The following is a 26425-nucleotide window of genomic DNA, read 5'->3' as shown; positions in this document are numbered from 1 at the left end:
AGGCCGTGATGAGGCGAAGCTCCGAACGAGTTGACCGAAGCTGCGATCCTCAGGCTCAGTTCCCCGCCTGGTTGCGGCTCGCGGCACGGAATTCGGACGGCGTCAGGCCGAAGCGCCGCTTGAACTGCCGGTTGAAGGACGAGGCGTTCTGATAGCCCAATCCGTAGGCGATCTCTGATATCGGCTTGGACGTGCCGACCAATGCGTCGACGGCTCTCTCGAACAGCTGGCTGAGTTGCAATTGCTTCGGCGATTGGCCCGTGGTCGTGCGAAACAGCGCGTGGAACTGGCTTTGGCCGAGGCCGGCCATCCGGGCCATCTCCGCCACGCTCGCCGTCCGCGCAGCGCCCGCGACGCCAAGGACACGGTGCTCGGAGCGCGACCAGGGCCGAGGCCCTCTGCTGGGCTCGACGAGATGCAGCCCCGCCAGCGCCAACTGGGCAGCATCAGGAGCCCGGCATGCGCCAGCTTCGACTTCAGCGCCGAGTTGGCGGAACATCCGCCACAGCCAGGGCTCGATCCGCGTGAGCGACGGGCTCGCATGGCGCAGCAAAGCCGGCATAGCCTCGCCGGCGAACGCCGTTGTTTCGACGTCGAGGATGAGCATGCTGCAGTCCGGGCTTGGCACGAAGTCGTGCTCGCAGTCCTGCGGGACGACCGCAACGCAATTGCTCGAGACGATGCCGGAACGTCCCTCGATATCGAGCGTCATGGCGCCATGCATCGGCAGCAGGATCTGGCTGAAGTCGTGGCGATGGCGGTCGCCGCCGCGATAGCTCCGGATTTCGAGATGGACCGACATCGCGTCCCCATGTCCCCGGGATCATGCCGGTCCATTTGCCGCCAACGACCGCAAGTGATCAAGAGCAGGCTGCACATCGCCCGCGAGGCGTTCTTGGAAACAGACTCTAGCCGCCCATCTGCTGGCTCGCGATCCGTTGCAGGAAGATCGCCGCGATCGTCAGGATGAAGCCCACCCACCACAGCGGCGAGCGCAGGCTCTTGCCGCTGCCGGGCGCCTCGGGCTCCGCCTTGCCGTTCATGCGCTGGATGATCGGCCAGGCAAAGCAGGCGAAGCCGACAATGCCGAGGCCAAGGGCGATCTGTTCGAGGGTGAGGGTCATGGCGCTTCCGGTTCAAGCATTGGCGCGATGCCCATATAGGCCGCGATGCGGTGCTTGACCCGCACAGTCAGATCATCGGGCAGTCGACCGATATAACGGAGTGCCCGCGTCCGATCGAGCATGCGGGCCCGATCCGTCAGGAGCGCCCCCGAGACCACGCAGCCCGGCGGAATGACGACTTTCGTCGGCCAGGGCTGGCGGTTGGAGGTAATTGGGCACACCAGGATTCGACCAGACATGCGATGCAAGGACTCGTCCGACAGAATCAGGACCGGCCGGCGACCGCTCTGTTCAGAGCCGACGACCGGGTCGAGATCGACCCAATAGACGTCGCCGGGCTCAAAGCGCTTTTCGGCGGGGGTTGTAGTCGTCATAGATGATTTCTGAAACGACGTCAGGGCCCCAATCGAAATCGTCCGCCGGCGCGTTTTTCAGCCCGCCGAGCCGCTCGGCCTCCGCGATCATCCACTCCATCGTGACAGGAAAAGGCTCCGGCTTCCCGGCCAAAGCGCCTTCGGTCTTGGCCTCCTCCAGGTCCGGCGCAAGCCGCACCACCCCGTCATCGACCGAGACGTCGAGCATCATGCCGCTGGTCAAGCCGAGCTGCCTGACCACGGCCTTGGGCAGCCGCACTGCGGTGCTGTTGCCCCATTTTGCGACCTGGACCTTCATCGCCGCCTCCGCTTTCGGATATCCAATATACCCGATCCGGATATCCGGCAATTCACATCGCATCCGGGCCACGGCTCATCGCCGCGATGCCCGTGCGCGAGACCTCGGTCAGACCGACCACCGTCATCAGCTTGATGAAGCGCTCGATCTCATCGGTCGATCCCGTCAATTCGAAGACGAAGGAGGTCAGCGAGGCGTCGAGCGTGCGCGCGCCGAAGGCCGCGGCCAGGCGCATCGCCTCGACCCGGTGTTCGCCCTTGCCGACGACCTTGACCAGAGCGAGCTCGCGCTCGAGCGCCTCGCCCTGCAAGGTCAGGTCGACGACACGATGAACCGGCACCAGCCGGTCGAGATGCGCCTTGATCTGGTCGATGATGTGGGCCGTGCCCGACGTCACCACCGTGATCCGCGAGATATGCTTGTCGTGCTCGGTCTCCGAGACCGTGAGGCTTTCGATGTTGTAGCCGCGGCCCGAGAACAGGCCCGCAATGCGGGCGAGGACACCGGGCTCGTTGTCGACGATCACGGCAAGCGTGTGCCGGGCGGTGGGCTCGGTTTTGGGGGCGTTGGGGTAATGCGTGGCGGAATTGGGCATCGGACAACCTGTGAGCGTCGCGGAAGGAGACAGGGATTAGGATTGGCGGAGATCGACCAAAGCCGGCTCGTCGACTTCGTCCTGATCGAGGATCCAGGGCTCTACGAGAGCAGCCTCGAGCCAGTCGCGATAGGCGGGATGCGCCAGCACGACGTCGCTGTAATCCTGGCATAGGGAATCCACCGCGATCCCGTAGGTGTCGAGGCGGCTGGCAACCGGCGCGAACATCGCGTCCGCGGCGCAGAACTCGCCATAGAGATAGGGGCCGCCGGCCGGCATGCCGAAACGCTCGCGCGCCATGCGCCAGAGCGCGTTGATGCGGGCGACATCCCTGGCAACTGCCGCGCCCCGGTCGCGGCTCGCGAAGCGCTTGCCGAGATTCATCGGGCACGTGCTGCGAAGCGCCATGAATCCGGCATGCATCTCGCTGACAGCCGCCCGGGCATGGGCGCGCGCCGCGGCATCGCGCGGCCAGATGCCGAGCGTGGGATGCTTCTCGTGCAGATATTCGAAGATCGCCAGCGTTTCCCAGACGGCGACCTCGCCATCGATCAGCAGCGGCATTGTCCCGCCACTGCCGGGCGCATGAGCCAAGATCGCTTCCTTGAAGCCGGGCTGGTCGAGCGGGATCAGCACCTCCTCGAAGGCGATGCCCTTGGCGCGCATCAACAGCCAGGCGCGCAGCGACCAGGACGAATAGCATTTGTTGCCGATGAGGAGCTTCATGCCGCGGCACTCGCGGTCTCTGCCAGCGCGTCGAGCGCCGCCTCGACATGCAGCGCCGTGGTGTCGAACACCGGAATGGCGAAATCGGCCTGGGAGACCAGCAGCGTGATCTCGGTACAGCCGAGAATGACGCCGTCGGCGCCCTGCCCGACTGCCTCCGCGACGATATCGAGATAGCGCGCCTTGGAGGCGGGCTCGATCACGCCCCGGCACAGCTCATCATAGATGATGCGGTGGACATCACCGCGCTGCGCGGCATCGGGCACCATCGCGTCGACGCCGAAGGCGCGCAGGCGGTCGCGGTAGAAATCCTGCTCCATGGTGAAGCGTGTCGCCAGCAACAGCGGCCGCCGCGACGGGCTGCGCTTGATCGCCTTGGCGGTGACGTCGGCCAGATGCAGGAACGGCACGCGCGTTGCCCCGGTGATCCTGTCGGCCAGCTTGTGCATGGTGTTGGTGCACAAGATGATGCAGCCGGCGCCTGCCTGTTCGAGCCGCCTGGCGCTGTCGGCCAGCACATCGCCGGCCGCCTCCCAGTCGCCCCTCGCCTGCATCTCGGCGATCGGCCCGAAATCCAGCGAATGCAGCATGATGTCGGCAGAATGCAGCCCGCCCAGGCGCGCGCGCACGCCCTCATTGAGAAGGCGGTAATACACCGCCGTCGATTCCCAGCTCATGCCGCCGATCAGGCCGATTGTCGTCATGATGGTTCCTTTCCCTGCCGCACCGACCTCGTCATTCTCGGGCGCAGCGAAGCGCAGATCCGAGAATCCCGGGCAGGATGAGACGTCCCATCCGGCCAGAGATGCTCGGGTCAAGCCCGAGCATAACGGCTGCGCTCAAACGAGCTGCTTGCCCTTGGCGTCAATGATGTCGCCGGTGTCGCCTTCGAAATCGGGCAAGATCATCTCGTTATGCGCCTTGCCGGACGGGATCATCGGAAAGCAGTTCTCTTCCTTGGCGACGAGACAGTCGAAGATCACGGGCTTGGGCGTGTCGATCATCTCCATGATCGCGGCATCAAGCGAGGCCGGATCGGAGCAGCGGATGCCGTGCCCGCCATAGGCTTCGGCGAGCTTCACGAAATCGGGCAGCGATTGCGAATAGCTCTCCGAATAGCGCCCGCCATGCAGCAATTCCTGCCACTGGCGCACCATGCCCATGTACTCGTTGTTGAGGATGAAGATCTTGACCGGCAGCCGATACTGCACCGCCGTCGACATCTCCTGGATGTTCATCAGGATCGAGGCCTCGCCGGCAACGTCGATGACGAGGGCCTTGGGATGCTTCATCTGCACGCCGATCGCCGCCGGCAGCCCGTAGCCCATCGTGCCTAGCCCGCCCGAGGTCATCCAGCGGTTCGGCTCCTGGAAGTGGAGATACTGCGCCGCCCACATCTGGTGCTGCCCGACCTCAGTCGTGATGTAGGTATCGCGGTCCTTGGTCAACGCATGCAGCCGTTCGAGCGCGTATTGCGGCTTGATGATCGAGGACGAGTTCTTGTAGGCGAGGCTCTTGCGCGCCCGCCAGCCCTCGATCTGCGTCCACCAGGCGGTCAGCGCCGTCTTGTCGATCTGGGGCGAAGTCTCGCGCCAGATCCGGACCATATCCTCCAGCACATGGGCGCAGTCGCCGACGATGCCGATATCGACCTTGACGTTCTTGTTGATCGAGGACCGGTCGATATCGACATGGATCTTCTTCGAGCGTGGCGAGAAGGCGTCGAGCCGGCCGGTGATGCGGTCGTCGAAGCGCGCGCCGATATTGATCATGACGTCGCAGTCATGCATCGCGAGGTTCGCCTCGTAGGTGCCGTGCATGCCCAGCATGCCGAGCCATTGCCGGTCGGCGGCGGGATAAGCGCCAAGCCCCATCAATGTCGAGGTGACGGGATAGCCGGTCAGCCGCGCGAGTTCGCGCAGCAGCGCCGAAGCGTGCGGCCCCGAATTGATCACGCCACCGCCGGTGTAGAACACCGGGCGCTTCGCCTTGGCGATCAGTTCGACCGCGGCCTTGATCTGATTCAGATCACCCTTGACCGTCGGCCGATAGGTCTTGTGCTGGTTGTCGCGCGGACGGCTATAGGCCCCGGTCGCGAACTGGATGTCCTTCGGGATGTCGATGACGACGGGGCCCGGACGGCCATTGGCCGCGACATAGAAGGCCTCGTGCAGGACGCGCGGCAGGTCCGCGATGCTCTTCACCAAGTAGTTGTGCTTGGTGCAGGAGCGCGTGATGCCGACCGTGTCGCATTCCTGGAAGGCGTCGGAGCCGATCAGATGGGTCGGAACCTGACCGGTGATGACGACGATCGGGATCGAATCCAGCAGCGCGTCGGTCAGCCCGGTGACGGCATTGGTCGCGCCGGGACCGGAGGTGACGAGCACGCAGCCAACCTTGCCCGAGGAGGAACGGGCATAGCCCTCAGCCGCATGGACCGCGCCCTGCTCGTGCCGGACGAGGACATGCTTGACCTTGTCCTGCTGGAACAGCGCGTCATAGATCGGCAGCACCGCGCCACCGGGATAGCCGAACAGATGTTCGACGCCCTGGTCCTGAAGCGCGCGGACGACCATTTCGGCTCCGGTCATCATCTCGCTCATAACGATCTCCTGCGGCAGCTATGTTGAGGTCGGTCGGGGGGAAGCAGGCAATAAAAAAGGCCCTCGAAGGGGCCTGGACGTGCGCTGGCGTCGGGGACGCGCGGTTTGTTGAAACCGGCCCCTACCAGCGCACCCGTACGATAATAAGCTTGCGCATCGCGCTTCCACCTTTTGCAGATATTGCCGGACGCTAGCCGAGGCGCCGCGCCCGGTCAAGCGGCAACGCGAACCACCTTCCCACAGTCGCGCGAGCGGGCTTTCGCCAACCCCGCCGCCAACCCCGAAAATCGATTGACCGAAGGGAACACTTTTTCAAGGTCACGCTGATAGCGTCGACCGACTTGGGTTCAGGAACGCCATGTATCAGGAAGTCCACACCGAAAACATCGTGGCGCGGGCCCATGCGAAGGAGATCGCGGAGCTCCTGCAACGCTTCGCGCGGCATGCCCAGGATGAAGGTGGCGCGCCGCATGAAGCGTTCTGCGACGAGGTTCTGCCGCGCTTCGGTGAGGATGTGATGGTGCTCGCCCCCACAGAGGACGGCGACTACACCTATGTCCACTACGGCCGCGAAATCACGCGCTATGTCGGCGGCAGTCGACTCGGCGAGCGCATCTCCAGCATGACGCCCCAGGTCGCCCGCTTCACCGCCTCCTGCTACGATCAGGCGCTCAGCGACGGCAAGCCGGCCTATACCGTGCATCGCTCGCTCAAGACGGTTCGCGTCTGCCTGTGGGAGCGGCTGGTGATGCCGACCACGGCGCGCAATGGCGAGCGCTTCCTCGTGGTCTTCAGCCGACCGCTGCAGTTTCACGAGGAGCTTCTCACCACGGTCCTGGAGACCTCGCCCTCGGGCATCGTGGCGCTGCGGGCCATGCGCGACGACCAGGGCGACATCACCCGCACGCTGATCATCACCGCCAATCAACGCGCGGCGGTGATGGCGGGTCGCGGCGACGAGAACCTGCACGATACCGATGCGCGCGAGAGCCTGCCCTTCCTCGCCGACGCCATGATCTGGCGACGCTGCCTCTATGCCATCGAACTGCGCCGCAGCGACATGATCGAGACCTCCTTCAGCCATGGCGACAAGGTCACCTGGCTGCAGATCGCCATCGCGCCGCTCGGCGACGGGCTCGTGATGACGATGACCGACGTCTCCGAATTGATGGTCGCCAACCAGACCCTGCAGAGCCGGGCGGCGACGCTGGCGCTCGAGATCGGCCGCGAACGCGCGACGCGCCGGGCCCTGTCGCATGAGATCGGCCAGCGCGAGGAGCGCGAACAGGAATTGCGGCGCCTGGCCGAGACCGACCCTCTGACTGCACTGTTAAACCGGCGCTCCTTCATCGAGAAGGCCAACGACGCCATCGCGGCCTGCGATGCATGCGGCGCCGACACCTCGCTGATCATCGTTGATCTCGACCATTTCAAGAGCGTCAACGACAGCCACGGCCACGCCGCCGGCGATGCCGTGATCCGCGCCTTCGCCGATCTGCTGCTCGGCACGGTCCGCTCAGACCGCGACCTCGTCGGCCGCTTCGGCGGCGAGGAGTTCGCCGTCTTCCTGCCTCGCGCCAATGCGGCGACGGCGCGGCGCATGGCGCAGCGCATGCAGCACTCCCTCGAAACCAAGCGCTTGCCGGTGTCGGAGACGCTGGCCCTGCAGGTTTCGGCGAGCTTCGGTATCGCCACCCGGCAAAAGGGCGAGAACTTCACCGCCTTCATCGAGCGCGCCGACCGCGCGCTTTACCGCGCCAAGAACGACGGCCGCGACTGCATCAGGCTGGCCGAGCCCGCCCTCGTCACCGCAGCCGTAGCCGCGGCCTGACCCTCAGGACGCAGCCTCGATCGCCTGCAAGGCGGCTTCCAGCGCAGCGGCGGGCGCGACCGCCGTCCATCCCGCCATCTGATGCCTAAACCAGGTGACCTGCCGCTTGGCGTAGGCGCGCGTATCGGCCTGCCCACGCGCAACCGCCTCCGCCAGCGCGAGATCGCCGTCGAGATGGGCGATCAGCCCCGGCACGCCATGGGCGCGCATCACCGGCAGCAGCGGGTCGAGCCTGCGCTCGCGCAGCCGCGCGACCTCGTCCAGCGCACCTTCCGCCATCATCGCCTCGAAGCGTCGGTCGATCCGCGCGCGGATCTCCTCGCGCTCCGGCGCCACGAAGAAGCGCAGCAGCGGCAGGCCGTCGAGCGGGCCCGGCCGGCGGTCCCCCTGGAAACTCGCCAGCGAACGCCCCGTCGCCTCCAACACCTCCAGCGCCCGCATGGTTCGCATGCGGTCGCTCGGCCGCAACCGCTCCGCCATGGCGCTATCGCGCGCCCGCAGTTCATCATGCAAGGCTGCCGTCTCCAGCCCCTCGACGCGGGCGCGGAACGCTGCCCGCACTGCCTCCGGCACCGGCGGAATCGCCGAGAACCCTTCGGTCAGCGCCTTGAAATAGAGCCCGGTTCCGCCGACCAGCACCGGTAGCGAGCCAGCTTGCTGGAGCTCCGCCAGCAGCGCGCCGGTCTCGGCGGCGTAGCGCATCGCCGAATAGTTCTCCGCACCGTCGACATGGCCATAGAGCCGATGCGGCACGGAGGCTTCCTCGGCTTGCGTCGGGCGCGCCGTGATGACCCGGAGATCGGCATAGACCTGCATGGAATCGGCATTGACCACGGTGCCGCCAAAGCGCCGCGCAATCGCCATCGCCAGCGCGGACTTGCCGCTGGCCGTCGGACCTGCGATGAGCACCGCCCTGATCGTCACCCTGCCCGGTCCTTCCTCATGCTCGTCGCCACGCTCGTTTCCGCCCATGGCCAGGCGCTGGTCGATGACAGCTTGCTGAGCCACTTGTCGGCGACCATCCCCGGCCTTACGCGCAGCGCAGGCCTCGACGGTGAGATCGCCGCCGACGTCTTCGCGGAAGCGAACGACGCGCGCAAGCTGGAAGCCGAGATCCGCCTCGCGCTCGCGGGCGCCGCGATCGATATCGTCGTCCAGCCGGAAGCGACGCGGCGCAAGGCGCTGTTCCTCGCCGATATGGATTCGACCATGATCGGCCAGGAGTGCATCGACGAGCTCGCCGCCTATGTCGGCCTCAAGGAGAAGGTCTCCGGCATCACCGAGCGCGCCATGCGCGGCGAAATCGCCTTCGAGCCGGCCCTGCGCGAGCGCGTCGCTCTGCTGAAGGGCGTGCCGCTTTCGGTCGTCGGCGAGATCATCACTGACCGCATCACACTGACGCCGGGCGGCTCGGCCCTCGTGCGCACCATGCGCGCCCATGGCGGCTATACCGCGCTGGTCTCGGGTGGCTTCACCGTCTTCACCGGGCCGATCAGCACGACGATCGGCTTCGACGAGCACCGTTCCAATGTCCTGCTCGCGCATGAGGGCGTGCTGACCGGCGAGGTCGCCGACCCGATCCTCGGCAAGCAGGCCAAGCTCGATGCGCTATTGGAATTACGCGGGCGTCTTGGCCTCGCCCCGGCACAGACGCTCGCCGTCGGAGACGGCGCCAATGACCTCGCCATGCTGGGCGAAGCGGGCCTGGGCGCAGCCTTCCGCGCCAAGCCGGCGGTCGCCGCCGCCGCTCATGCGCGGCTCGACCACGCCGATCTGACGGCGCTGCTCTATGCCCAGGGCTATACCGGCGCGGAGATCGTCAGGTAGCACCTGACCTTGGAAGCTCCGGAATCTCGACGCTCCGGAACAAAGCCTCCAAGGCGACAACACGAAAAAGGGCGGCCTCGACGGCCGCCCTTTCGCAAATCCATGACGCCCAGTGTTAGTTCATCGATACCGCGACGAAGCGGACCTCGCCCTGCGCGTTCGAGACCAGCAGCAAGGCGGACTTCTTGCCGTCCTTCTTCAAGGCATCGAGACGCTTGGTCACATCCTCAGGCGAGTTCACCGGCTCCTGGCCGACCTCGACGATCAGTTCGCCAACCGAGATGCGCTTATCCGCGGCGTTCGAATTCGGGTCGACTTTGGTGATGATGACGCCCTTGGTGCCGTCCTTGATCGCGTAGCGCTTCTTCAGCTCCTCGGTCTGCGGCGAGAATTCGAGGCCGAGAGCGCTGGTCACGGCAGGCTTGGCAGGCTCCGCCGGCGTGCGTGCCGAGGCGGGCTGGACCTTCTCGCCATCCTCGAGGCGGCCAAGCTTGACCGTCTTCACCTCTTCCTTGCCCTTGCGCACGATGCTGACAGGCACATCCTTGCCCACAGGCGTCGCGGCGACGATGCGCGGCAGGTCGCGCGAATCCTTGACCTCCTTGCCGTCGAACTTGACGACCACGTCGCCGATCTCGAGGCCCGCGGGCTTGGCCGGTCCCTTGTCGTCGATGCCGGCGATCAGCGCGCCACGCGCCGTACCAAGGCCGAGCGCCTCGGCGGTGGCATCGTCAACGCTCTGGATGCGCACGCCGAGCCAGCCGCGGCGTGTCTCGCCGAACTCGCGCAATTGCTCGACGACATTGGCCGCGAGCGAGGACGGCACGGCAAAGCCGATGCCGACCGAACCGCCCGTCGGCGACAGGATCGCCGTGTTGATGCCGATGACCTCGCCCGCCATGTTGAACAGCGGCCCGCCAGAATTGCCCTTGTTGATGGCAGCGTCGGTCTGGATATAGGTGTCGTAGGGTCCCTGGCTGATGTCGCGGTTGCGTGCCGAGATGATACCCGACGAAACCGAACCGCCCAGCGCGAACGGATTGCCGATCGCCATCACCGGATCGCCGATGCGCATCGCATCGGAATCGCCGAACTTGACCGCAGGCAGCGGCTTGTCGTGCTTCACCCGCAGCACCGCGAGATCGACCTTGGCGTCCTTGCCGATGACCTCGGCCTTGAGGCGCAGGCCGTTGGGGAAGATCACCGTGATCTCGTTGGCGTCACCGATGACGTGGTTGTTCGTCACGACGATGCCCGACGCGTCGATCACGAAGCCCGAGCCCGCCGATTGCGAGCGGCGCGGCTGCGGCGCCTGGCGCTCGCCCTGCTGGTTCTGGCCGTCGCGACCTTGGCCGCGCCGGTTGAAGAATTCCTCGAACAGGTCGCCGAAGGGCGTGTCGGGGCCGAGCTGCGGCAGTTGCGGCAGGGTGCGGCCCTTGGCATCTCCCGTCGTCACCGCCGAGATGTTGACCACCGCGGGCATGACCTTGTCGACGAGATCGGCCAGCGAAACCTGGCCGGCCAGCACCGGCGAATTCGCCTGCGCGGGAGCCGAGACGGCGCCCAGCGGCAGCAGAGCCGTGCTGCAGACCAGTGCAATCCGGGCGAGCCGAAGAGGAGACTGTTTGAATGCCATCAGGGTCCTCATGAGAAGAATGGGCAGGCAATCAGCCTGCCAGAATAGGCTGAAGTAATGAACCTGAAAATACGGCGGAAGCGCGATGCAGCGTGAATCGCGGTGCACGATCGCGTCATCGGGCATCCCGCACGGCCAAGCCCGCCCCACGCAGGAGCCTTGCGAGAGGCCGGCAGACGCGAGGGCACCAATCCGATGCTGAAACGACGGTCCGCCCGCCGCTTGCAAGCAGATCTTACCTAAACGCCGCCGCGCACCAGCCAGACCAAGACGACACCGAGCACGGCGGAGCCGATTCCGATCAACCGCATACGGTCGACCGGCGTCTCGGCTGCGCTGCGCAAAGCATCCTTGGCGAGGTTCGGCACCGCCGCGAACAGGATGCCCTCGATGGCGAAAACCAGGCCGAGCGCCGCGATGAAATCCCACATACGCGGCGCCCGGGTTCGAATCAGGGCCGCGCCGGCGCGGCCGGCACGGTGGTCGTCGCGCCCGCATCCCGCTGGGCTTGCGGCCCATTGAAGAAGCGGAAGAACGGGGTATCGGGCGAGAGCACCATGCGCGTATCGCCCGGCTTGATGCTGGCCTCATAGGCCTGCATCGAACGATAGAACGCGAAGAACTCCGGATCCTTGCCGAAGGCTTCGGCGAAGACGCGGTTGCGCTCGCCTTCACCCTCGCCGCGAACTTCGTCCGAACGGCGCTGTGCCTCGGCGACGATCACGGTCGAATCCCTGTCGGCACGCGCCCTGATCTCCTGCGCCTGCTGGGCACCGAGCGCACGGGCTTCGGCCGCCTCGCGCTGACGTTCCGTCTGCATGCGCTGGAACACGGCTTGCGAGTTGGCAGCCGGCAGATCGACGCGGCGCAGGCGCACATCGACGACGGTCATGCCGAAGCGCGCCGCCTCACGGTTCACATCGTCACGAATACGGCTCATCAAGCGCGAACGGTCGGTACGGACCATGGCGGTAAAGCTCGCCTCAGCTAACACGCTGCGGACATTGCCGTTGACGATCGAGGCAAGCTGCGAGTTGGCGCGCGGGATGCTGTTGACCGCCTGATAGAACTTCAGCGGGTCGGAGATCCGGTAGCGCGTGAAGGCATCGACGACGAGCCGCTTCTGGTCCGAGGCGATGATTTCCTGCGACGGCAAGTCCAGATCGAGGATGCGGTTGTCGAGGAAGGTCACCGTCTCGAACGGCGCCGGCAGCTTGAAGTAGAGCCCGGGCGCGGTCGCAATGGTGCGCACTCGCCCGAACTGCAGCACGATGGCCGATTGCGTCTGCTGCACGACGAAGGTGCCGGCATAGAGCAGGACCGCGGCGAGGCCGACGAGGATGAGCGCACCAAGGCGCAGGATCGAACCGTTCATCGGACCGCTCCTCCCTGCTGAGCGCCCGGCGCCGTGCGCCGCTGCTGGAGTTCGTTGAGAGGCAGATAGGGCACGACGCCCTGGCTACCATTCTTCTGGTCGATGATCACCTTATCGGTGCCGCCAAGCACGCGCTCCATCGTCTCGATGAAGAGGCGCTCGCGGGTCACGGCCGGCGCATTCTTGTACTGCGCATAGACCGCATTGAAACGGCTCGCCTGACCCAGCGCTTCGGCCACCGTCTGGTCCTTATAGGCTTCGGCCGACTGGACGAGCTGTGCCGAACGGCCGCGCGCTTCCGGCACGACGCGGTTGGCATAGGTCTGCGCTTCGTTGCGCAGGCGCTCCTGGTCGGCGCGCGCCGCCTGGACGTCGCGGAACGAATCGATGACCTGCTGCGGCGGATCGACCTTCTGCATCTGCACGAGGCGGATCTGGACGCCGGCCTTGTAGGTGTCCAACGTCTCCTGCATCAAATGGCGCACCTCGGTCTCGATCGCGCCGCGATCGGTGGTCAGCACCGGCTGGATGTTGCGGCGGCCGACGACTTCGCGCATCGCGCTCTCGGCAACGGCCTTCACCGTGCCCGGCGGATCCTGGATATTGAAGACGTAGTTCTCGGGCGCGACGGGGTCGATCTGCCACTGCACGATGACGTCGACGTCAACGATGTTCTCGTCGCCGGTCAGCATCAGGCTCTCTTCGATCACGTCGGTTTGCCGCGAGGTGCGCACCGATTCGACCGTGCGGAAGCCGACCTCGGTGGTGACGACATTGGTCACCTGGGGCTTGATCACGCCGCCGATCGGATAGGGCCAGTTCCAGTTGGCGCCTTCGCCGGTCTTGCCGATATATTTGCCGAAGACGGTGTTGAGGCCGACCTCGTTGGGGCGCACGAAATAAACACCGGTCGCGAGCCAGACCAGCACCAGGACGAGCACGCCGAGAATCAGGCCGCGCCCGCCGACATTGCCGCCCGGAAGCAAATTCTTGAGCCGGTCCTGGCTGCGCCGCAGGATCTCTTCCAGATCGGGCGGCGAACCGCCACCGCTGCCGCCGCCATTCGAGCCGCCGCCCCAAGGGCCGCCACCGCCGCCGCTTCCACCGCGATTGCCCCAGGGTCCACCCCCGCCGCCACCGCTCCCACTACCGCCGCTCTGGTTGCTCCAAGGCATACTTGCGCCGTTCCCTTACGCTCGTGTCAGGCCGTGCAATAGGCGAATGCCGGCCATTTGTCAGCGCCCTTGCGGGGCCGTGGCGCTGACTTGGGCATGGGACATGGATTCGTCAACGGCGCAAGCCATTCATCGTCAACGGAAAGCCGGCTCATGGCCGGCGACGAAACGTCGCGAAGGTGAAGGCGTGCTCATCATCGGGACCGTGGGGGTGCTCTTCGCGTGCGACACCTTCGAAGGCGGCGCGATTCCAGTCCGGGAAAACCGCATCGCCCTGCGGCGCCGCATGCACGAAGGTCAGTTCGAGCCGGTCGACGAAAGGCAGGGCCTGGCCATAGATCTCCGTGCCGCCGCCGATGATGACCGAATGCGCGCCCATCGCGCCGCCCAGGCTCTGGGCGAGCTCGAGCGCTCCTTCAAGTGAATGCGCGACATGCACGCCCTCTGCGCTGAAATGCGCATCGCGCGTCAGCACGATCGTCTCGCGTCCCGGCAGCGGCTTGCCGATCGAGAGATAGGTCTTGCGCCCCATGATGATAGGGCAACCCGTCGTCAGGCGGCGGAACCGCCGCATATCGGTCTTCAATCGCCAGATCAGCTTGTTGTCGTCGCCGATGACATTGTTGTCAGCGATGGCTGCGACAATGACGAGGGGAAGCGCTGCCATCGTCTCAGTTCCCCTGCCCCAACCGCGCCAAAGCCTCGCCTTCGAGCCGCTTCACCGTCCACTCGTCCTGCGCGGCGGCTCCGATCGAGCGATAGAACACCCGCGACGGCTCGTTCCAGTTCAGCACCCACCAGGCCAGGCGCGGCAGTCCCTCCTCGACGCAGCGCCTGGCAAGGTTCGCGATCAGCCCCTTGCCGATGCCGCGCCCGCGCTGACCGGGCCGCACATAGAGATCCTCCAGCCAGATGCCGTGCCGGCCCGAGAAGGTGGAATAGGTGTAGAACCAGACCGCGAAGCCGACCGGCTCGCCCTCCCACTCCGCGATGTCGCAGAATGTGCGCGGGTTCGGGCCAAACAGCGCCAAGGCGATGTCAGCCTCCGTCGCCGCGACCTCATGCAGCAGCTTCTCGTATTCGGCCAGTTCCCTGATGAAACCGAGGACGAGGCCAGCCTCGTCTGGACGGGCGGGGCGGATGGTCAAGCTCATGGCGAGAGGCCCTGCGACGACGACCGCCGCGCTCATGGAAACATGAAGGAGAATCGGCAAGCCGACACGCCACGATTTGTCTCGCGCATAACCCGGAAAAGCGCCAGCCGGCAGAACCGACGTGACATGCAGAAGGCCGCACTCAGGCGGCAGCGGTCACGATGATCTCGACGCGAAAGTCCGGATCGGCCATGCCGACGGTGCCGCAGCTGCGCGCCGGCGCGTTGTCTCGGTCGATCCAGGCGTCCCACACCGCATTCATGCCGTCGTAATCGTCCATGGTTCTCAGCCAGATCGTGGCTGAGAGGACCTTGCTCCGGCCACTTCCGACTTCGGCAAGCGCGGCATCGATCTTGGCGAAAGCCTCTTGCGTCTGCTGGGCGATGTCGCCCCGCTTGTCGTCGCAGACCTGGCCGGTCAGGTAGATGACGCCACCATGCACCACCGCGCGGCTACGGCGGCTATTCGCGCCGATACGCTGGATATCGTTCATGTCCTGTCCTTGTTGCTGGTGAGAGATGCAGCCGTTCAGGCGCTCGCGAGGGCCGGCGTCTCGACGACGCCTTCCGCCTGGCGCCAGGCGAAGCCCAGATGGGCCTGGAGCAGCCGGTTGAGCAGCGGTCCGTCGCGATCGAGGAAGGCCTTCAGGATGTCGGCGTGCTGGTAGGCCGCCGAGGTCCAGTCCTTGATCTGCATGACCGCGAGATAGCGGGTGCGATAGAGCCTGAGGTTCAATTGGCCGTGGATCTCGACCAACGTCGGATTCCCCGAGCCGGCGACGATACCGAGATGGAAGGCCTGGTTTGCCTGGAAATAGGCGGAGCGGTCCTTGGCCTCGAACGCCACCTGCAACAGCTCGTATTGCAGCTTGACCTCAGCCACCTGCGCCGGCTGGGCGCTGAGGCAGGCGAGTTCGCCGCCGAGCCCGTCGAGCATGCTGTAGACCTTCAGCATGCCGCGCAGATCCTCGACGCCGGGATTGGCCACGACTGCTCCCCGATTGGGCAGGATATCGACGAGCCGTTCCGTCGCGAGGATCTGAAGCGCCTCGCGGATCGGCGTGCGCGAGACTCGCAGTTGCTCGGAGATCGGCTGCTCGCGGATGCGTTCACCGGGCTTCAGGCCGTCATGAATGATCTGATCGCGGATATGGTTCGCGATCTGCTGCGTCAGAGGCTGGGCCGCCACAGTCAGCGACAGCCTCGGCACGGCTTCGTCGGAGACGGGGCTCTGGCCATCCGGAACGCGGGTCAAGCTCATGAAGGTCTCGTTTCCAGCAAGCGCCTACCTGGCAGCCGCTTATTTACGCTTGCAAGGCTATCGCGCCTGCGTATTGTCGACAATATGGAAAATGACTATCCGCGAGAATGATTGTCGTCCCCACAACGCCGCGCCGCTTGCCAAGCGGTGTCGGCAGAGATCGTGCCGAGCCGATCGCCAGCTTGCGGACGCTATCGCCGACAGCCTCGTTTCACACAGCCTTGAGTGACGATCGAAGGGGAGAGATGCGCCATGACGACGACAGATGATCGAGACGTGCCCCCGAAAGCGACGCGCCGGGACTTTCTCGCCACCGCTGCGCTGGCCGGGGCTGCTGCGACGATGGGCTCGGTGTCATCGGCGCTCGCCGCCGAGAAGATCACCGTCGCCGACCCGGGCGGCATCTATCAATCGGGCTTCGGCGCCGCCTTCTACAAACCCTTCCAGGCCGAGACCGGCATCGAGATCGTCAATGTCGCCCGTGAGGCGGAACCGACCAGCCAGATCAAGGCGATTGTCGAGGCGAAATCCTATGTCTGGGACGTGGTGTCGGTGACGCTTTCGTCGCGCAAGCTGCTCTCCGACCAGGGACTGCTCGAGCCGCTGGACTGGAGCGGGCCGGAGATGGATGCGCTTATCCCGGCCGCGCGCCAGCCCGACTGGATGGGCACCAACGTCTTCGCCAGCCTGCTCGCCTATCGCACGGACACGATGAAGACCGCGCCCAACAGCTGGGCGGATTTCTTCGACGTGAAGAAATTCCCCGGCCGCCGTTCGCTGCCCAAGAGCCCGATCATCGTCCTGGAAGGCGCGCTGCTGGCCGATGGCGTTCCGCTCGACAGGCTCTACCCGCTCGATGTCGACCGCGCCTTCAGGAAACTCGACGAGATCAAGCCCCATGTCAGCGTCTGGTGGGCGAGCTTCGGCCAGACGACCCAGTTGCTGCAGAGCGGCGAGGTCGACATGCTCTACAGCAGCAATGCGCGCATTCAGGCCGCGATCGACAGCGGCGCGCCGGTCCAGCTGATCTGGAACCAGGCGCTCTATGGGCTCGAAGGCTGGGCGATCCCGAAAGGCTCGCCGCGCGCCGCGCTCGCCAAGCGCTTCATCAAATACTGCGCCAATGGCGCGCGGCAGGCCGCCTACACCAACGCCCTCGCCTATGGCCCGACCAACCCTGCGGCCTTCGACAAGATCGCGCCGGAGCGGGCGAAATTCCTGCCGACCGCACCCGAGAACTTCAAGGGCATGGCCCAGATCAACGACGACTGGTGGGGCGCCAACAAGGACAAGATGTTCGACCGCTTCAACGCCTGGCTGCTGCGCTGACGGCTGCGGATCGACACGCCATGGCCACCGGCAAATCGCCCGAGAACTACACGTCGCCCGAGAACAAGTCGCTGAAGAAGCTGAGCATCGTGGACGTGTCGAAGCGCTACGGCGATGTCGCTGCACTCGACAGCACCGACCTCGATATGGCCGAGGGCGAGTTCCTGACCCTGCTGGGGCCATCCGGCTCGGGCAAGACGACACTGCTCTCGATCGTGGCCGGGCTCATCAGCCCGACCACCGGCGAGGTCTGGATCGACGGCCATTGCTCCACCCGGCTGCCGCCGTTCAAGCGGGGCATCGGCATGGTGTTCCAGAACTATGCGCTGTTTCCGCATCTGACGGTGTTCGAGAACATCGCCTTCCCACTGCATATGCGCCGCCTGCCCGCAGTGGAGGTGGAGCACGAGGTGCGCCGCGTTCTGGACATCGTCAAGCTGCCCCAGGTCGCCGACCGGTTCCCGCGCGAGCTCTCGGGCGGGCAGCAGCAGCGCATCGCGCTGGCTCGCTGCATCGTCTACAGCCCGTCGATCGTGCTGATGGACGAGCCGCTGGGCGCGCTCGACAAGAATCTGCGCGACCACATGCAGATGGAAATCAAGCGCCTCCACACCGAGATCGGCATCACCGTCCTCTATGTCACCCACGACCAGGAGGAGGCGTTGGCGATGTCGGACAGGATCTGCCTGATGAACAATGCCCGCATCGAGCAGGTCGGTACGCCCGATGATCTCTATTTCCGGCCCCGGAGCATCTTCGCGGCAAGCTTCCTCGGCGAATCCAATATCCTCGACGGCGTCGTCCGGACGATGGGCGAGAAGGCCGTGATCAGCGTCCGGGCCGGCGCGACCTTCGAGGCGCGGCCGGATGCGCGCTTCAAGGCCGAGGAGCGCCTGAGCTGGATGGTGCGGCCCGAGAGCCTGCGCGTGACGCGCGATGCGGGCCCGCCGGGCAATACGCTGCGCGGCCGGCTGCAGGATGTCGTCTTCGCCGGTGGCGTCACCAAGATCCATGTCCGCACCGACCAGGGCGAAACGCTCGTCGCCAAGCAGCTGACCACCGCCAACGGCGTGCCCAATCAGGGCGAGGAGGTCTTCGTCAGTTGGAGCGGCGAGGATACGGTCCTGCTACCGGCGGCCACGCCGTGACCGGCGAAGCGACGACACTGCGCCCGGCCGCGCTCTCCCAGCCGCTATCGCCGCTGTTCGCGCTCTGGCCACTGCTGCCGATCGCCCTGTTCCTGGGCGCCTTCTTCGTCTACCCGGTGCTGCAATTGCTGACCCTTTCGGTCCGCACGTCGGCAGGCGAGATGACGGCCCAGAACTATCTGCGCATCGTCTCCGACCCGATCTACGCCAATGTGCTGGCGATCACCTTCAAGATCGCGTTCTGGACCACGCTGGTCTCGATCCTGGGCGCATATCCCGTCGCCTATCTCCTCGCCACCGCCTCGGCCAAGCGACGCAACAGCCTGATGATCTGGGTGCTCGTGCCGTTCTGGACGAGCTTCCTGGTGCGGACCTTCGCCTGGATGATCCTGCTCGGGCGCAATGGCGCGATTAACCGCATGCTGATCTCCCTGGGCATCACCGATGCTCCGGTCGCGCTGATCTACAACCTGACCGGGACGCTGATCGGCATGAGCCATGTCATGATCCCGCTGGCAATCATGACCATGCTGCCGGTGATGCAGACGATCGACCCCAATCTGACGCGGGCTGCCGACACGCTCGGCGCCCGCCGCGGCCAGACCTTCTGGCGAATCTATGTCCCGCAATCCATGCCCGGCGTCAGCGCCGCCTGCATCATGGTGTTCATCACCTCGCTCGGCTTCTTCATCACGCCCGCGCTGCTTGGCGGCGCCCGGGAGACGATGATCACGCAGGTCATCATCACGCAGGTCCAGGAACTGCTGAACTGGGGCTTTGCCGGCGCACTTGCCGTCTTCCTGCTGGCGGCGGCGCTGCTGGTCTTCGCGCTCTATGACCGCGTCGTCGGCATGGCGACGCTGGCTGGTGCATCGGCATCGGTGGGCCGCTCGCGCCCCTCCATGCTGGGGCGCGTCGGTGCGCGCCTGGGCGGCGCCATCCTCAGTGCCCTCGGCAATCTCTGCGCGGCGGTCGCCGAGCGCTGGGAGCGGACCATTCCGGAGAGCGCACAAGGCGTGCTCGGCAAGGCTGCGTTGCGGCTCGCCTTCGGTCTCGTCATCGGCTTCCTGATCCTGCCGGCGCTGTTCGTCATCCCCGCCTCCTTCACCGCAGGCGCCGCCGTCGAGTTTCCGCCGCGCGGCTTCTCGCTGCGCTGGTATCAGACCTATCTCTCCTCGCCGGACTGGATCAGCGCGACCTACAACTCCTTCGCCATCGCCACGATGTCGGGGCTGGTGGCGCTGCTGATCGGGACCATGGCGGCCTTCGCCCTGACGCGGCGGCGGATCCCGGGTAAGACGGCTGTTCTGGCTCTGGTCCTGTCGCCGCTGATCGTGCCGCGCGTCGTCATCGCGGTGGCACTGTTCTACCTCTACTCGCGGCTTGAACTGGTCGGGACGATCACCGGCCTCGTCATCGGCCATGCCGTCCTGGCGGTGCCCTATGTCGTCATCACGGTGATGGCGGTGCTCAGCACCTATGACCAACGCTACGACCAGGCTGCCTCAACGCTGGGCGCGAGCCCGCTGCGCACGCTCTGGCGCATCACCCTGCCGCAGATCAGGCCGGGTCTGATCGCCGCCTTCCTGTTCGCCTTCATCACATCCTTCGACGAACTCACCATCGCCCTGTTCGTGACCGGCGGCGCGGTCTCGACGCTGCCGCGCCAGATGTGGAGCGACATGCTGCTCCAGATCAATCCGACGCTGGCAGCCGTCGCCACGATCCTGCTGGTCGTGATGACGCTGCTTCTCTTCGCCGGCGAATATCTACGCCGGCGCAGCCCATGAGCGGGGTGCTCTCGCCCCCTCGCCTATCCCAGGACATCGCCCATGCAGCCCATGAAGAAGACCTATTACGGCGTCACCCTCGGCATCCTGATGGTGAAGAGCCATTTCCGCCGGTTCCATGGCGATATCGGCCATGCCGGGACCTGGTCGTTCCCGGTGCAGTACCGCATCGTCGCCGATGCCGTGCCCTCACGGATGACGGAGATGCACAATGTCAGCCTGCTCGAGCCGTTCAAGGCCGCCGCCCAGGAGCTGATCGAGGCCGGCGTCGACGGCATCACCACGACCTGCGGCTTCCTGTCGATCTATCAGCGCGAGCTCGCCGATTTCTGCTCGGTGCCGGTGGCGACGAGCGCATTGCTGCAGGTGCCGATGGTCGAGCGCATCATCCCCAGCAACAAGAAGGTCGGCATCCTGACCTATAATGGCGATGCCCTGACGGGCCGCTATCTCGAAGCCGCGGGCGTCGCCGCCGACACGCCGGTCGTCGGCATGCCCCCGACCTCGGAGTTCGTCCGCTCGATCCGCGACGGCGACGACAGCGTGCCCTTCGAGATCTTGCGCGAGGAGGTGCTGGCGACGGCCGGCACGCTGATGGCCCGGCATCCCGACATCGGCGCGATCGTTTCCGAATGCACCAATCTGACGCCGTTCAGCGCCGATATCGCGCAGCGCTTCCGCGTGCCGGTGTTCGACGCCGTGACCATGGTCAATTGCTTCCACGCCGCGCTGAAGCCACAGCGCTTCGTGCAGGACTGAGCTCGAAAATCATCGCGCGACGCAAGGCAGGCCACGAATGACCGGGCTGCCGGCGGCGCCAGCTCAAGCCGGTCGCGATTGGCGACGCCACCGGCTCCGACGAACAGATCGCCATCTGGAGGAAACCACCATGGCCAAGCCGACACCGATCGAATACGCCGATGCCTCGCCGGAGGTGCGCGCCGTGTTCGACGACATCATGACCTCGCGAAACCTCAAGGACGTCAACAATTTCTGGAAATATCTCGCACGCGACCCCGTCTCGCTGCGCCGGACCTGGGAGAGCGTCAAGGAGGTCATGGCGCCCGGCGCCCTCGACCCGCTGGTCAAGGAGATGGTCTATCTCGCCGTCAGCGTGACCAACAGCTGCGGCTATTGCATCGCCAGCCACTCGGCGGCGGCAGCCAAGGCCGGCATGAGCGAGGCCATGTTTGGCGAGCTCATGGCGGTCGTGGGCATGGCCAACGAGACCAACCGCCTCGTCAATGGCTATCGCGTCCCCATCGACGCCGCCTTCGATCGCTGACGGCGGGGTACCCTCTAGACCGCAATCGGCGCCTTGATCGCCGGGTGCGGATCGTAGCCTTCGATCAGCACGTCCGCGAAGGAGAAATCCTCCAGCCGCTTCACATCCGGATTGAGCGTCAGCTTCGGCAGGGGGCGCAGCTCTCGCGTCAATTGCAGCCGGGCCTGGTCGACATGGTTCACATAAAGATGGGTATCGCCGAAGGAATGGACGAAGTCGCCCACCGCCAGCCCCGTCACCTGCGCCACCATATGCGTCAGCAACGCGTAACTCGCGATGTTGAAGGGCACGCCGAGCAGGACATCGGCCGAGCGCTGGTAGAGCTGGCAGGAGAGCTTGCCGGGCCCGTCCGTCGAAGGCTGGACGAAGAACTGGAACAGGCAGTGGCAGGGCGCCAGCGCCATCTTCGGGATATCGGCCGGATTCCAGGCCGAGATGATCAGCCGGCGCGAATCCGGGTTGCGCCGGATCTCGCTGACCAGCCAGGCGATCTGGTCGATCGTCGTGCCGTCGGGCGCGGGCCATGAGCGCCATTGCCGGCCATAGACGGGGCCGAGATCGCCGTTTTCGTCCGCCCATTCGTCCCAGATCGTGACGCCGTTTTCCTGCAGGTAGCGCACATTGGTGTCGCCGCGCAGGAACCAGATCAATTCGTGGATGATCGATTTCAGATGCAGCTTCTTGGTCGTGACGAGCGGAAAGCCCTCCGCGAGATCGAAGCGCATCTGATGGCCGAACACCGCGATGGTGCCGGTTCCCGTGCGGTCGTCCTTGCGGACGCCTTCGGTCAGGACGCGATTGAGGAGATCGTGATATTGGCGCATGGCGAATCTCGTGAGGCGAGACAGTTTAGCGGCTTTGCTTCGGGCGCGCCGCCCTGTCGTCGCAAGCTATCCCATGCATTCTCGCCATGCCTGCTCGCCATGCCCGCCTGCCTGGCTCCCCAACTCGCCCTTCCGGCGCACCGGCTTCGCCATCGCTATGCCGGAACAAAGCCATGAAGCCGTGTTTCTCTCCGGCAAAACAGCATTAGGGAGAAAGCAATGCCGCTTTATCGCGCTGCGTCCGCCTGGGCGCTCGCAGGCTCGCTGATATTGCAAGCGGGCAGCGCCGCCGCTCAGCCGGCTGCCCCGAATCAACCAGGCGAGCCGGGTATCTCGATGAACGAGGCCCGTCGCATCGCCATCGACAACGGCATGGTGCGAATCGAGGAGATCGAGCTCGAGGACTGCCTCTGGCAGCTCAATGGCAGCGACAATCTCGGCGCCGACATCGAGATCGACCTGCGCGCCAGTGACGGCAAAGTCGTCAAGATCGAGCGTGACGACCCGCTCTCCGCCGCCGCGCCGCCTTGAGCGGCAAGGCTTCCACGCGGAGCGGCAGGGCCTCGGCGCGACGTTCCCGCTCACGAGATCGGGAAATGACGTGAACCATGAACGCCCCAACCGCCTTCAGGCCGGCCACAATTCCAGGGATTTATCCGCCTCGATCGATGAGGCGTCGCTGGAGGCCTGTGTTGGAGGCATATGATGAATTTTCGCGGCCGGATGACCGGATTGGCGCTATTGAGCGCCGTGATGACGATCGCGGGGCCGGCGCTGTCCATGACATCGAATCATCCCCCTCCCGGCAAGCCGGCGCTGCTCTCCGAGCATGGCGCGCGCCAGATCGCCTGGCGTTTCGGCATCACCCATGTCGAGGAGATCGCTCGTTCCGGCAGTCGCTGGGAAATCGCCGGGCGCGACCGTGACGGGAATGAAACGGTGCTCGATATCAGCGCTTATGACGGCCGGATTCTCGACTGAAACGAAGGCCTGGGAAATTAAGCCGGCATGGCTCACGTTCCTCTCTTTCCCCGCACGTCCGCAGCCCCTATATTCGCCTTGCCGTTCGCAAGACCGGCTATGGCGATAAACGGACGTCGTAATAAGCTTTTCGGACCCGGGGGCGGTACCCGGCGCCTCCACCACAGCCCTGCGGCGCAAGCTTTGGGGCGGCCTGCGGGATCTTGGACCGCGGGCTCGCCAGGCCACTCAGTGGCAGGGTTGCGGCGGGGGCGAAATAGGATCGACGAGGGTGTAAAGGCCGTTCTTTTGCTCGGTATGGTTCCGCCGTTATAGGGCTAACGCATAGTTGCCAATGACAACAATGCTCGGGTCGCTGTCGCCGCGTAAGCGGTGCTGGTTCCCAAACCTAAGTCCTTCCGTTTAGCGACGTAAGGCGGGGCCCGGAGGCGCCTGGCAACAGAAGCCTCCACTTTTTTATGCAGGCCTGCCGGCTGTTCCCGCCGGAAGCGCGAAGCGGAAACGGATTCTCGACACGATGGCAAAGGATATTCTTCGCTACGATCTCATGGTGCAGGAGGCACTCAAGGGCGTCGTGCGCAAGATTCTGACCGAGGCCGGCCGCGACGGCCTGCCCGGCGACCATCATTTCTACGTCACCTTCCGTTCCACCGCGCCCGGTGTGCGGCTGTCGCAGCGCCTGCGCGACAAGCACCCGGAAGAGATGACGATCGTCCTCCAGCACCAGTTCTGGGATCTGAACGTCAGCGAACATTCCTTCGAGGTCGGGCTGTCTTTCTCCGGCGTGCCCGAGCGCCTGCTGGTTCCCTTCGACGCGATCACGACATTCTTCGACCCTTCCGTGCAGTTCGGCCTGAAATTCGAGGCGCAGGACGCCGTCGAAGGCGCAGCTGTCGAGGACGACGCGCCAGGTCCAGGCAAGGCGCCGCGCGGCGCCGGCTCCGAGCCGAGCGTCTCCCCGCCCGCTCCCATCGCCCTGCCCGCCAAGGTGACGCCCGCCGGCGTCCCTGCTCTCAAGCTCAAGCCCGCGGAGCGGGATGCCGAACCGGCAGCCAAGATCTCCGGCAAGGCAAGCGCTAAGAAGGCCGAGGCGGATGAGGGTGAAGAGGCCGGCAGCGCGCAGGTCGTCAGCCTCGATTCCTTCCGCAAGAAGACCTGACGCACAAGACGACCTGACCCACCCGAGAACCTGACGGCGCCCCCATGTCCGAGACCCGCACCGAAACCGATTCCTTCGGGCCGATCGCCGTGCCTGCCGATCGTTACTGGGGCGCTCAGACGCAGCGCTCGCTCGAGAATTTCCGCATCGGCGGCGAGCGCGAGCGCATGCCCCTGCCGCTCATCCACGCACTCGTGCTGGTCAAGAAGGCCGCCGCCCATGTCAATGCGCGCCTCGGCCTGGTCGAGCAGCGTGTCGCGGGCGCGATCGGCCAGGCGGCCGATGAGGCGCTCAGCGGCAAGTTCGACGGGCATTTTCCGCTGGTCGTCTGGCAGACGGGCTCGGGCACGCAGACCAATATGAACGTCAACGAGGTGCTGGCGAACCGCGCCAACGAGATCCTCGGCGTCGGCCTCGGCGCGAAGAGCCCTGTCCACCCCAATGACCACGTCAATCGCGGCCAGTCATCGAACGACTGCTTCCCCACCGCGATGCATATCGCTGCCGCGCTCGAACTCTCCCGGCTGCTGCTGCCGGCGCTGCGCAACCTTGAGAAGGCGCTGCAGGCCAAGGCCGAGGCCTTCAAGGACCTGATCAAGATCGGCCGCACCCATCTCCAGGATGCGACGCCGGTTACGCTCGGCCAGGAATTCTCCGGCTACGCCGCGCAGATCCATCTCGGCATCGGCCGCATCGAGGCCTCGCTCGGTGGCCTCTACGCGCTGGCGCAGGGCGGCACGGCGGTCGGCACCGGCCTCAACACCCATCGCGATTTCGCCGTGCTCTTCGCCAAGGAAGTCACCGCCTTGACCGGCCTACCTTTCCGCACGGCCGACAACAAGTTCGAGGCCCTGGCGAGCCATGGCGCGCTGACCGCGGCGCATGGTGCGCTCGCGGCACTGGCGTCGGACCTGTTCAAGATCGGCAACGACATCCGCCTGATGGGCTCCGGCCCACGCTCGGGTCTTGGCGAGATCAGCCTGCCGGAGAACGAGCCCGGCTCCTCGATCATGCCCGGCAAGGTCAACCCGACCCAGGCCGAGGCACTGACCATGGTCGCGACCCAAGTCCATGGCAATCAGGCGACGATCGGCTTCGCCGCGAGCCAGGGCCATTTCGAGCTGAACGTGTTCAAGCCGGTGATCGCCAGCGCCTTCCTGCAATCGGTCCGGCTGCTGGCTGACGCGGCCGCGAGTTTCCAGGCCCATTGCGTCGAAGGCATCGTCGCCAATGAGGATCGCCTGACGGAGTTGCTCTCGCGCTCGCTGATGCTGGTCACGGCGCTGGCGCCCGCCATCGGCTACGACCAGGCAGCCGGCATCGCCAAGGCCGCCCATCACAACGGCACGACCCTGCGCGAGGAGGCCTTGCGCGCCGGCGTACCGGGCGAGTTGTTCGACGCAACGGTCAAGCCCGAGCTGATGCTCGGGCCCGCCTGAGCGCAGAGCGCGCCATGGCCGAGATCATCAATCTCCGCCGCGCCCGCAAGCAGCGCGCCCGGCAGGATGCCGAAGACCAGGCGCAGCAGAACCGCATCGCCTTCGGCCGCAGCAAGGCCGAACGCAGCCTGAGCGAGGCCGAGCGCGACAAGGCCGCCCGGGAACTCGACGGCCACCGGCTCGACGGCGACGCCCCAAAACGATGAGCCGCGAGCGCAAGCACTCGCTCTCCATCGCGGGCCACCGTACGAGCGTCTCGCTTGAGGATCCGTTCTGGACAGCCCTGAAGGAGATCGCGGCAACCGAAGGGTGCACGATGGCAGCGCTGATCGCCGAGATCGATTCCCGGCGCGAGGGCAACAACCTGTCCTCGGCGCTGCGCCTGCATGTGCTCGCGCATTACCGCCGGCTCACCGCAGGGGCATAAGCGCCGCGACAAAAATGGTGCGATCCTAACGGCTTGCAGCGCCGTATTGAATCAAGTCGTCAGCA

The 26425-nt window shown here is 65.6% G+C and carries 31 protein-coding genes and 1 other RNA gene; 14 read left to right on the top strand and 18 right to left on the bottom strand.

Translation table 11 applies throughout. The features are described 5' to 3' along the window. Positions 1 to 55: 55 nt before the first annotated feature. The 8 genes from RMR04_RS09255 to RMR04_RS09220 all read right to left on the bottom strand — a co-directional run bounded on the left by RMR04_RS09255 (position 56) and on the right by RMR04_RS09220 (position 5720). Complete coding sequence (locus RMR04_RS09255) at positions 56 to 802, bottom strand: helix-turn-helix domain-containing protein (RefSeq protein ID WP_311914302.1); 747 nt, start codon at positions 800 to 802, stop codon at positions 56 to 58. A 106-nt stretch (positions 803 to 908) separates the two neighbouring features. Then, entirely contained in the window at positions 909 to 1124 is a 216-nt protein-coding gene (locus RMR04_RS09250; protein WP_311914301.1) for a hypothetical protein, read from the bottom strand. Beyond that, on the bottom strand, positions 1121 to 1498 hold the full coding sequence (locus RMR04_RS09245) for a type II toxin-antitoxin system PemK/MazF family toxin (RefSeq protein WP_311914299.1): 378 nt from the start codon (positions 1496 to 1498) through the stop codon (positions 1121 to 1123). The genes RMR04_RS09250 and RMR04_RS09245 overlap by 4 nt, the downstream gene beginning before the upstream one ends. Next, positions 1464 to 1796 (bottom strand): AbrB/MazE/SpoVT family DNA-binding domain-containing protein, encoded by a 333-nt coding sequence (locus RMR04_RS09240; protein ID WP_311914298.1) that lies wholly within the window; start codon positions 1794 to 1796, stop codon positions 1464 to 1466. Before RMR04_RS09240 ends, RMR04_RS09245 begins: the two co-directional genes overlap by 35 nt. A 52-nt stretch (positions 1797 to 1848) precedes the next feature. Beyond that, positions 1849 to 2391 (bottom strand): acetolactate synthase small subunit, encoded by a 543-nt coding sequence (gene ilvN / locus RMR04_RS09235; protein ID WP_311914296.1) that lies wholly within the window; start codon positions 2389 to 2391, stop codon positions 1849 to 1851. Between the two features lie 36 nt (positions 2392 to 2427). Next, the gene (locus RMR04_RS09230) at positions 2428 to 3117 is read right to left on the bottom strand and encodes a glutathione S-transferase family protein (protein ID WP_311914295.1); all 690 of its coding nucleotides are present in this window, start codon (positions 3115 to 3117) and stop codon (positions 2428 to 2430) included. Then, positions 3114 to 3821, bottom strand: a complete 708-nt coding sequence (locus RMR04_RS09225) for an aspartate/glutamate racemase family protein (RefSeq protein ID WP_311914294.1) — start codon at positions 3819 to 3821, stop codon at positions 3114 to 3116. Before RMR04_RS09225 ends, RMR04_RS09230 begins: the two co-directional genes overlap by 4 nt. A gap of 135 nt (positions 3822 to 3956) precedes the next feature. Beyond that, positions 3957 to 5720: an acetolactate synthase 3 large subunit gene (locus tag RMR04_RS09220; protein WP_311914293.1), complete on the bottom strand. Its 1764-nt coding sequence runs from the start codon at positions 5718 to 5720 to the stop codon at positions 3957 to 3959. A 358-nt stretch (positions 5721 to 6078) separates the two neighbouring features. Here RMR04_RS09220 and RMR04_RS09215 point away from each other — a divergent pair, with 358 nt between their 5' ends. Next, positions 6079 to 7551, top strand: coding sequence for a GGDEF domain-containing protein (locus RMR04_RS09215; protein WP_311914291.1), 1473 nt, complete (start codon positions 6079 to 6081; stop codon positions 7549 to 7551). Positions 7552 to 7554: 3 nt separating this feature from the next. On the opposite strand, the gene miaA is transcribed toward RMR04_RS09215, so the two are convergent. Then, a complete protein-coding gene (gene miaA / locus RMR04_RS09210) occupies positions 7555 to 8523 on the bottom strand; it encodes a tRNA (adenosine(37)-N6)-dimethylallyltransferase MiaA (protein ID WP_311914289.1) in 969 nt (322 codons plus the stop codon). Here miaA and serB point away from each other — a divergent pair. Then, positions 8494 to 9378, top strand: a complete 885-nt coding sequence (serB, locus tag RMR04_RS09205) for a phosphoserine phosphatase SerB (RefSeq protein WP_311914287.1) — start codon at positions 8494 to 8496, stop codon at positions 9376 to 9378. The two genes, miaA and serB, sit on opposite strands and share 30 nt — an antisense overlap. 115 nt (positions 9379 to 9493) lie before the next feature. Here serB and RMR04_RS09200 read toward each other — a convergent pair whose 3' ends face one another. From RMR04_RS09200 to RMR04_RS09165, 8 genes are all read right to left on the bottom strand, one after another. Beyond that, positions 9494 to 11014, bottom strand: a complete 1521-nt coding sequence (locus RMR04_RS09200) for a Do family serine endopeptidase (protein WP_311914286.1) — start codon at positions 11012 to 11014, stop codon at positions 9494 to 9496. A gap of 239 nt (positions 11015 to 11253) precedes the next feature. After that, a complete protein-coding gene (locus RMR04_RS09195) occupies positions 11254 to 11445 on the bottom strand; it encodes a DUF2065 domain-containing protein (protein WP_069692451.1) in 192 nt (63 codons plus the stop codon). A 20-nt stretch (positions 11446 to 11465) separates the two neighbouring features. Beyond that, positions 11466 to 12389, bottom strand: coding sequence for a protease modulator HflC (locus RMR04_RS09190; protein WP_311914284.1), 924 nt, complete (start codon positions 12387 to 12389; stop codon positions 11466 to 11468). Further along, positions 12386 to 13564, bottom strand: coding sequence for an FtsH protease activity modulator HflK (gene hflK / locus RMR04_RS09185; protein ID WP_311914283.1), 1179 nt, complete (start codon positions 13562 to 13564; stop codon positions 12386 to 12388). The genes RMR04_RS09190 and hflK overlap by 4 nt, the downstream gene beginning before the upstream one ends. A 151-nt stretch (positions 13565 to 13715) precedes the next feature. Further along, positions 13716 to 14231, bottom strand: a complete 516-nt coding sequence (locus tag RMR04_RS09180; RefSeq protein ID WP_311914282.1) for a dihydrofolate reductase — start codon at positions 14229 to 14231, stop codon at positions 13716 to 13718. Between the two features lie 4 nt (positions 14232 to 14235). Then, a complete protein-coding gene (locus tag RMR04_RS09175; RefSeq protein WP_311914281.1) occupies positions 14236 to 14718 on the bottom strand; it encodes a GNAT family N-acetyltransferase in 483 nt (160 codons plus the stop codon). A gap of 142 nt (positions 14719 to 14860) precedes the next feature. Then, the gene (locus RMR04_RS09170) at positions 14861 to 15211 is read right to left on the bottom strand and encodes a RidA family protein (RefSeq protein ID WP_311914280.1); all 351 of its coding nucleotides are present in this window, start codon (positions 15209 to 15211) and stop codon (positions 14861 to 14863) included. Between the two features lie 35 nt (positions 15212 to 15246). Next, positions 15247 to 15978: a GntR family transcriptional regulator gene (locus RMR04_RS09165; protein WP_311914279.1), complete on the bottom strand. Its 732-nt coding sequence runs from the start codon at positions 15976 to 15978 to the stop codon at positions 15247 to 15249. A gap of 252 nt (positions 15979 to 16230) precedes the next feature. Here RMR04_RS09165 and RMR04_RS09160 point away from each other — a divergent pair, with 252 nt between their 5' ends. From RMR04_RS09160 to RMR04_RS09140, 5 genes are all read left to right on the top strand, one after another. Next, a complete protein-coding gene (locus RMR04_RS09160; RefSeq protein ID WP_311914278.1) occupies positions 16231 to 17307 on the top strand; it encodes an ABC transporter substrate-binding protein in 1077 nt (358 codons plus the stop codon). 20 nt (positions 17308 to 17327) lie between these two features. Continuing rightward, positions 17328 to 18455 carry an ABC transporter ATP-binding protein gene (locus RMR04_RS09155; protein WP_311914277.1) on the top strand — a complete coding sequence of 376 codons (1128 nt, stop codon included), beginning with the start codon at positions 17328 to 17330 and terminating at the stop codon, positions 18453 to 18455. Continuing rightward, complete coding sequence (locus RMR04_RS09150) at positions 18452 to 20245, top strand: ABC transporter permease subunit (protein WP_311914276.1); 1794 nt, start codon at positions 18452 to 18454, stop codon at positions 20243 to 20245. The genes RMR04_RS09155 and RMR04_RS09150 overlap by 4 nt, the downstream gene beginning before the upstream one ends. A 42-nt stretch (positions 20246 to 20287) precedes the next feature. After that, positions 20288 to 21004: an aspartate/glutamate racemase family protein gene (locus RMR04_RS09145; protein WP_311914275.1), complete on the top strand. Its 717-nt coding sequence runs from the start codon at positions 20288 to 20290 to the stop codon at positions 21002 to 21004. A 130-nt stretch (positions 21005 to 21134) separates the two neighbouring features. Then, on the top strand, positions 21135 to 21530 hold the full coding sequence (locus RMR04_RS09140; RefSeq protein ID WP_311914274.1) for a carboxymuconolactone decarboxylase family protein: 396 nt from the start codon (positions 21135 to 21137) through the stop codon (positions 21528 to 21530). A gap of 14 nt (positions 21531 to 21544) precedes the next feature. On the opposite strand, the gene RMR04_RS09135 is transcribed toward RMR04_RS09140, so the two are convergent. Next, positions 21545 to 22354, bottom strand: a complete 810-nt coding sequence (locus tag RMR04_RS09135) for a thymidylate synthase (RefSeq protein ID WP_311914273.1) — start codon at positions 22352 to 22354, stop codon at positions 21545 to 21547. 219 nt (positions 22355 to 22573) lie between these two features. On the opposite strand from RMR04_RS09135, the gene RMR04_RS09130 reads away from it, so the two are divergent. The 7 genes from RMR04_RS09130 (at position 22574) to RMR04_RS09100 (ending at position 26360) form a co-directional block, all read left to right on the top strand. Beyond that, positions 22574 to 22885: a PepSY domain-containing protein gene (locus RMR04_RS09130; protein ID WP_311914272.1), complete on the top strand. Its 312-nt coding sequence runs from the start codon at positions 22574 to 22576 to the stop codon at positions 22883 to 22885. Positions 22886 to 23059: 174 nt separating this feature from the next. Then, positions 23060 to 23335: a hypothetical protein gene (locus RMR04_RS09125; RefSeq protein WP_311914271.1), complete on the top strand. Its 276-nt coding sequence runs from the start codon at positions 23060 to 23062 to the stop codon at positions 23333 to 23335. A gap of 41 nt (positions 23336 to 23376) precedes the next feature. After that, positions 23377 to 23788: a transfer-messenger RNA gene (gene ssrA, locus RMR04_RS09120) on the top strand. Positions 23789 to 23852: 64 nt separating this feature from the next. Continuing rightward, complete coding sequence (locus RMR04_RS09115) at positions 23853 to 24494, top strand: SspB family protein (protein ID WP_311914270.1); 642 nt, start codon at positions 23853 to 23855, stop codon at positions 24492 to 24494. A 44-nt stretch (positions 24495 to 24538) separates the two neighbouring features. Beyond that, positions 24539 to 25933, top strand: coding sequence for a class II fumarate hydratase (fumC, locus tag RMR04_RS09110; protein WP_311914269.1), 1395 nt, complete (start codon positions 24539 to 24541; stop codon positions 25931 to 25933). A gap of 14 nt (positions 25934 to 25947) precedes the next feature. Beyond that, on the top strand, positions 25948 to 26139 hold the full coding sequence (locus tag RMR04_RS09105) for a DUF4169 family protein (RefSeq protein WP_311914268.1): 192 nt from the start codon (positions 25948 to 25950) through the stop codon (positions 26137 to 26139). Continuing rightward, complete coding sequence (locus tag RMR04_RS09100) at positions 26136 to 26360, top strand: ribbon-helix-helix domain-containing protein (protein ID WP_311914267.1); 225 nt, start codon at positions 26136 to 26138, stop codon at positions 26358 to 26360. The genes RMR04_RS09105 and RMR04_RS09100 overlap by 4 nt, the downstream gene beginning before the upstream one ends. Positions 26361 to 26425 lie beyond the last annotated feature (65 nt).

The organism is Bosea sp. 685 (genome assembly GCF_031884435.1).
Classification (GTDB): Bacteria; Pseudomonadota; Alphaproteobacteria; order Rhizobiales; family Beijerinckiaceae; genus Allobosea.
The sequence above is the reverse complement of the archived record's forward strand: the minus strand, read 5'-3'. Positions and strand labels throughout refer to the sequence as shown.

Excerpts from the sequence above, each read along its gene's own strand:
- RMR04_RS09255 (WP_311914302.1), bottom strand. The coding sequence starts at position 802 with ATGTCGGTCCATCTCGAAATCCGGAGCTATCGCGGCGGCGACCGCCAT.
- RMR04_RS09250 (WP_311914301.1), bottom strand. The coding sequence starts at position 1,124 with ATGACCCTCACCCTCGAACAGATCGCCCTTGGCCTCGGCATTGTCGGC.
- RMR04_RS09245 (WP_311914299.1), bottom strand. The coding sequence starts at position 1,498 with ATGACGACTACAACCCCCGCCGAAAAGCGCTTTGAGCCCGGCGACGTC.
- RMR04_RS09240 (WP_311914298.1), bottom strand. The coding sequence starts at position 1,796 with ATGAAGGTCCAGGTCGCAAAATGGGGCAACAGCACCGCAGTGCGGCTG.
- ilvN (WP_311914296.1), bottom strand. The coding sequence starts at position 2,391 with ATGCCCAATTCCGCCACGCATTACCCCAACGCCCCCAAAACCGAGCCC.
- RMR04_RS09230 (WP_311914295.1), bottom strand. The coding sequence starts at position 3,117 with ATGAAGCTCCTCATCGGCAACAAATGCTATTCGTCCTGGTCGCTGCGC.
- RMR04_RS09225 (WP_311914294.1), bottom strand. The coding sequence starts at position 3,821 with ATGACGACAATCGGCCTGATCGGCGGCATGAGCTGGGAATCGACGGCG.
- RMR04_RS09220 (WP_311914293.1), bottom strand. The coding sequence starts at position 5,720 with ATGAGCGAGATGATGACCGGAGCCGAAATGGTCGTCCGCGCGCTTCAG.
- RMR04_RS09215 (WP_311914291.1), top strand. The coding sequence starts at position 6,079 with ATGTATCAGGAAGTCCACACCGAAAACATCGTGGCGCGGGCCCATGCG.
- serB (WP_311914287.1), top strand. The coding sequence starts at position 8,494 with ATGCTCGTCGCCACGCTCGTTTCCGCCCATGGCCAGGCGCTGGTCGAT.
- miaA (WP_311914289.1), bottom strand. The coding sequence starts at position 8,523 with ATGGGCGGAAACGAGCGTGGCGACGAGCATGAGGAAGGACCGGGCAGG.
- RMR04_RS09200 (WP_311914286.1), bottom strand. The coding sequence starts at position 11,014 with ATGGCATTCAAACAGTCTCCTCTTCGGCTCGCCCGGATTGCACTGGTC.
- RMR04_RS09195 (WP_069692451.1), bottom strand. The coding sequence starts at position 11,445 with ATGTGGGATTTCATCGCGGCGCTCGGCCTGGTTTTCGCCATCGAGGGC.
- RMR04_RS09190 (WP_311914284.1), bottom strand. The coding sequence starts at position 12,389 with ATGAACGGTTCGATCCTGCGCCTTGGTGCGCTCATCCTCGTCGGCCTC.
- hflK (WP_311914283.1), bottom strand. The coding sequence starts at position 13,564 with ATGCCTTGGAGCAACCAGAGCGGCGGTAGTGGGAGCGGTGGCGGCGGG.
- RMR04_RS09180 (WP_311914282.1), bottom strand. The coding sequence starts at position 14,231 with ATGGCAGCGCTTCCCCTCGTCATTGTCGCAGCCATCGCTGACAACAAT.
- RMR04_RS09175 (WP_311914281.1), bottom strand. The coding sequence starts at position 14,718 with ATGAGCTTGACCATCCGCCCCGCCCGTCCAGACGAGGCTGGCCTCGTC.
- RMR04_RS09170 (WP_311914280.1), bottom strand. The coding sequence starts at position 15,211 with ATGAACGATATCCAGCGTATCGGCGCGAATAGCCGCCGTAGCCGCGCG.
- RMR04_RS09165 (WP_311914279.1), bottom strand. The coding sequence starts at position 15,978 with ATGAGCTTGACCCGCGTTCCGGATGGCCAGAGCCCCGTCTCCGACGAA.
- RMR04_RS09160 (WP_311914278.1), top strand. The coding sequence starts at position 16,231 with ATGACGACGACAGATGATCGAGACGTGCCCCCGAAAGCGACGCGCCGG.
- RMR04_RS09155 (WP_311914277.1), top strand. The coding sequence starts at position 17,328 with ATGGCCACCGGCAAATCGCCCGAGAACTACACGTCGCCCGAGAACAAG.
- RMR04_RS09145 (WP_311914275.1), top strand. The coding sequence starts at position 20,288 with ATGCAGCCCATGAAGAAGACCTATTACGGCGTCACCCTCGGCATCCTG.
- RMR04_RS09140 (WP_311914274.1), top strand. The coding sequence starts at position 21,135 with ATGGCCAAGCCGACACCGATCGAATACGCCGATGCCTCGCCGGAGGTG.
- RMR04_RS09135 (WP_311914273.1), bottom strand. The coding sequence starts at position 22,354 with ATGCGCCAATATCACGATCTCCTCAATCGCGTCCTGACCGAAGGCGTC.
- RMR04_RS09130 (WP_311914272.1), top strand. The coding sequence starts at position 22,574 with ATGCCGCTTTATCGCGCTGCGTCCGCCTGGGCGCTCGCAGGCTCGCTG.
- RMR04_RS09125 (WP_311914271.1), top strand. The coding sequence starts at position 23,060 with ATGAATTTTCGCGGCCGGATGACCGGATTGGCGCTATTGAGCGCCGTG.
- RMR04_RS09115 (WP_311914270.1), top strand. The coding sequence starts at position 23,853 with ATGGCAAAGGATATTCTTCGCTACGATCTCATGGTGCAGGAGGCACTC.
- fumC (WP_311914269.1), top strand. The coding sequence starts at position 24,539 with ATGTCCGAGACCCGCACCGAAACCGATTCCTTCGGGCCGATCGCCGTG.
- RMR04_RS09105 (WP_311914268.1), top strand. The coding sequence starts at position 25,948 with ATGGCCGAGATCATCAATCTCCGCCGCGCCCGCAAGCAGCGCGCCCGG.
- RMR04_RS09100 (WP_311914267.1), top strand. The coding sequence starts at position 26,136 with ATGAGCCGCGAGCGCAAGCACTCGCTCTCCATCGCGGGCCACCGTACG.